This window comes from Mesorhizobium sp. M1E.F.Ca.ET.063.01.1.1, from assembly GCF_003998155.1.
GTDB lineage: Bacteria > Pseudomonadota > Alphaproteobacteria > Rhizobiales > Rhizobiaceae > Mesorhizobium.
Genome location: NZ_RZSC01000673.1, coordinates 1 through 3,188 on the forward strand (window position 1 = coordinate 1; position 3,188 = coordinate 3,188).

Sequence of the window (3,188 nt, forward strand, 5' to 3'; positions counted from 1 at the left end):
CAAAAAACTGGTCCGCCGCAGTGCCCTTCAACCCCGACCAGACGGCACTGCGGCGGACAGCAACTCAGGGGGAAAACTGTAACCTATGTATCCGGTTCAAAGTGTTACCCATCTATCGGCTGGACAGCCGCTGTCAGGTCGGCATTGAAAATTGGCGAATGAAAGCGTCTTTCTCCCCGTCACTTTACGGGGAGAAATGTCCGGCAGGACAATGAGGGGCAGCGCTGCCCTGACAGAAGAATCAACTTATCACTGTCCCGCCGGCAGCAGCCTGAAATCCGGTAGTTCCCGCAGCACGAGCTCCGGGCCGGCCGGCGAATAGACGACGAAAAGCTGCATCGGCTGGTCGCCGGTGTTGAGCGTCGAGTGGAAGCGGCTTTCCGGTACGTAGATGGTGCAGCCGGGACCGACCTTCGCGACCACCGGATTGCCCTTCTCGTCCTCGACCATCTGCTCGCCATTACCGGAGATGACGAAGATGATCTCCTCGGCGCCCGGATGGTTGTGCCGGGTGTGGCCCTTGCCTGGAGGCAGGTCGACGACGCCGCCGGAAAAGCGGGCGGCGCCGTTCACTTCCGGCGCGACGGTGAGCGCCAGCCTGCCCCAGTCGAAGCCGAAGGCGCTGACATCCTTCGGGTAGACGAATACTTTGCTCTTGTCGGCCATTGCCTCATCCCTCCCTAGTTGCTGGCGGTGTTCGCTTTGCCGACTGCCGCGGCCTTGAAATCCGCCGTCTGCCTGGCGATCGCCGCCTCGGCCGGCAATCGCTCCATCGAGCTTGCGCCGTAGAAGCCGTGCAGTCCCTCGCAGCGCTCGAGAATGTAGCGCGCGTCGTCGGGCATCGAGATCGGCCCGCCGTGGCACAGCAGGATGACGTCCTTGCGCACCGAACGCGCGGCCTCGGCAATGGCGTCGATTTCCGTCACGCAAGCATCGAGCGACTTCGCAGAGGTCGCGCCGATCGAGCCGCCCGTCGTGACGCCCATATGGGCGACGATGATGTCGGCGCCGGCCTTTGTCATGGCGCGCGCTTCGTCGGGGTTGAAGACGTAAGGCGTGGTGAGCAGGTCGAGCTCGTGCGCCTTGGCAATCATGTCGACCTCGAGGCCGAAGCCCATGCCGGTCTCCTCAAAACTCTGGCGCATGGTGCCGTCGAACAGGCCGATGGTCGGAAAATTCTGCACGCCGGAAAAGCCCATCATCTTCAGCTCGGCCAGGAACAGCGGCATGATGACGAAGGGATCGGTGCCGTTGACGCCGGCCAGCACCGGCGTCTTCTTCACCACCGGCAGCACCTCATAGGCCATTTCCTTGACGATCTCGTTGGCGTTGCCATAGGCGAGCAGGCCGGCCGCCGAGCCGCGTCCGGCCATGCGGTAGCGGCCGGAATTGTAGATGATGATGAGGTCGATGCCGCCGGCCTCCTCGGCCTTGGCCGACAGGCCGGTGCCGGCGCCGCCGCCGACGATCGGCACGCCGTCGGCGATCATCTTGCGGAACTTCTCCAGGATTTCCTTGCGCGGAATGGCGGCCATGCTTGTCGGGTCTCACTTCTTGGCAATGTCGAGGAAGGCCTCGGTGGCGGCCTTGGCGAACGCGGGATCGTTGATGTGCAGCGGCAGGCGCGTCACGGTGCGGTTCCTGGTCGGCTTGATGGTGCGCTCGATCGCCTCGAAAAGCGCTGCGTCGGCTTCCGGGTCGAAGAAAGCGCCGCCTTCGATGTCGAGCGCCGATACGCCCTTTTCCGGGATCAGGAAGCGGACCGGGCCGTCGCAGTTGGCGAGGCGGCCGCCGATCCATTCGCCGATCCGGCGGCACTCCTCAGCCGTCGTGCGCATCAGGGTCACGTTTGGATTGTGCTCGTAGAACAGGCGTCCACGATATTTTTCGGGGATGGTTGGCGGCGCCCAGAAGTTGACCATATCGAGCGCGCCGACCGAGCCGACATAGGGCAGCTTGGTGCGGGCAATCGCGCCGAAGCGATCCTCGGTCGCTGGCAGCACGCCGCCGAACAGGAGATCGCAGACTTCGGTGGTGGTGATGTCGATGACGCCGGCGAGCAGGCCGCTGTCGGCGAGCTTCTCCATCGAGCGACCGCCGGTGCCAGTGGCGTGGAAGACCATGCAGTCATAGTCGGCGCGCAACCGCTCGACGATTGCCGTCACGCATGGCGTGGTGACGCCGAACATGGTCAAGCCCAGCGCCGGCTTGCCGGCGGCGATTGGTGCGGGCCTCGCGGCCATGCCCGATATCGCCTGGGCGGCGTTGTGCAGCACGACGCGTGACAGCCGGTTGAGGCCGGCCATGTCGGTCACCGACGGCATCATGACGATGTCGGAGACGTCGACATAAGGCGCGGTGTCGCCGGAAGCGAGCGTGGAAACCATGATCTTCGGCAGGCCGAGCGGCAGCGCGCGCATGCCGGCGGTGATGATCGAGGTGCCGCCGCCGCCGCCGATGCCGATCACGCCGGCGACGTCGTCGCGGGACTGGATGAAGCGGGCAAACGCGACGCCCATGCCGGCAACGGCGGTGCCGCGATCGTCGATGCCGAGAACCGCGCCGGCTCCATCCGGATGATGCGCCGCGACCTCGCTTGCCGGAACATCCACCGGCACGGTTGCGCCGCGCGTGCCGATGTCGACGCGGGCGGCCGTGCCGCCGGCAGCGGCGACTGCGTCGGCTAGGAAGGCAAGCTCCTCACCCTTGGTGTCGGCCGTGCCGACCACGTAGATGCGCTTCATTGGCGTTCCCCGTTGTCTCTAGCGTTGTCCGGCGCGCCCCCCGACACTGCCACCCGCCGCTTCCTGCCCGGCACGATGCCTTGCAATTTTTTGAGACGCGCGTATCGTATTGACATGGATGTCTCACGTCAACAAGCCGCATCGAACGATGATGCCGAGCAAGTGCCGCCAGCCGAAAAGGGGGCACGCGCACGAACGAGGCGGCTGATGCTGGAGACGGCGACGCGGCTGATGCAGGCCGGCGTGACGCCTTCGGTCAGCGAGGTTGCCGAGGCGGCGGAAGTGTCGCGCGCCACGGCGTATCGCTACTTCCCCAGTCAAGCGGCGCTGGTGCACGCCGTCGTCGACGAGGGGCTCGGTCCGATCCTGACCTGGAAATCGGCTTCGGCCGACCCGGAGCGGCGGGTTGCGGATCTCTTCGCCACCGCCATGCCGCGCATCGAG

The 3,188-nt window shown here is 65.6% G+C and carries 5 protein-coding genes; 2 read left to right on the top strand and 3 right to left on the bottom strand.

The window, feature by feature from the left end; all coding sequences use genetic code 11:
* The coding region (locus EOA29_RS42350) for a hypothetical protein (RefSeq protein WP_210213185.1) at positions 1-215 on the top strand (215 nt) is incomplete at its 5' end.
* A gap of 34 nt (positions 216-249) precedes the next feature.
* Here EOA29_RS42350 and EOA29_RS30350 read toward each other — a convergent pair.
* Genes EOA29_RS30350 through EOA29_RS30360 form a run of 3 tightly spaced genes read right to left on the bottom strand, consistent with a single transcriptional unit; the run spans position 250 to position 2,744 of the window.
* Positions 250-666 (bottom strand): cupin domain-containing protein, encoded by a 417-nt coding sequence (locus EOA29_RS30350; RefSeq protein WP_126091845.1) that lies wholly within the window; start codon positions 664-666, stop codon positions 250-252.
* 14 nt (positions 667-680) lie between these two features.
* Positions 681-1,535: a phosphoenolpyruvate hydrolase family protein gene (locus EOA29_RS30355; protein WP_126091846.1), complete on the bottom strand. Its 855-nt coding sequence runs from the start codon at positions 1,533-1,535 to the stop codon at positions 681-683.
* A gap of 12 nt (positions 1,536-1,547) precedes the next feature.
* Positions 1,548-2,744, bottom strand: coding sequence for a Tm-1-like ATP-binding domain-containing protein (locus EOA29_RS30360; RefSeq protein WP_126091847.1), 1,197 nt, complete (start codon positions 2,742-2,744; stop codon positions 1,548-1,550).
* 114 nt (positions 2,745-2,858) lie between these two features.
* Here EOA29_RS30360 and EOA29_RS30365 point away from each other — a divergent pair.
* A partial coding sequence (locus EOA29_RS30365; protein ID WP_145969879.1) for a TetR/AcrR family transcriptional regulator occupies positions 2,859-3,188 on the top strand: 330 nt, incomplete at its 3' end.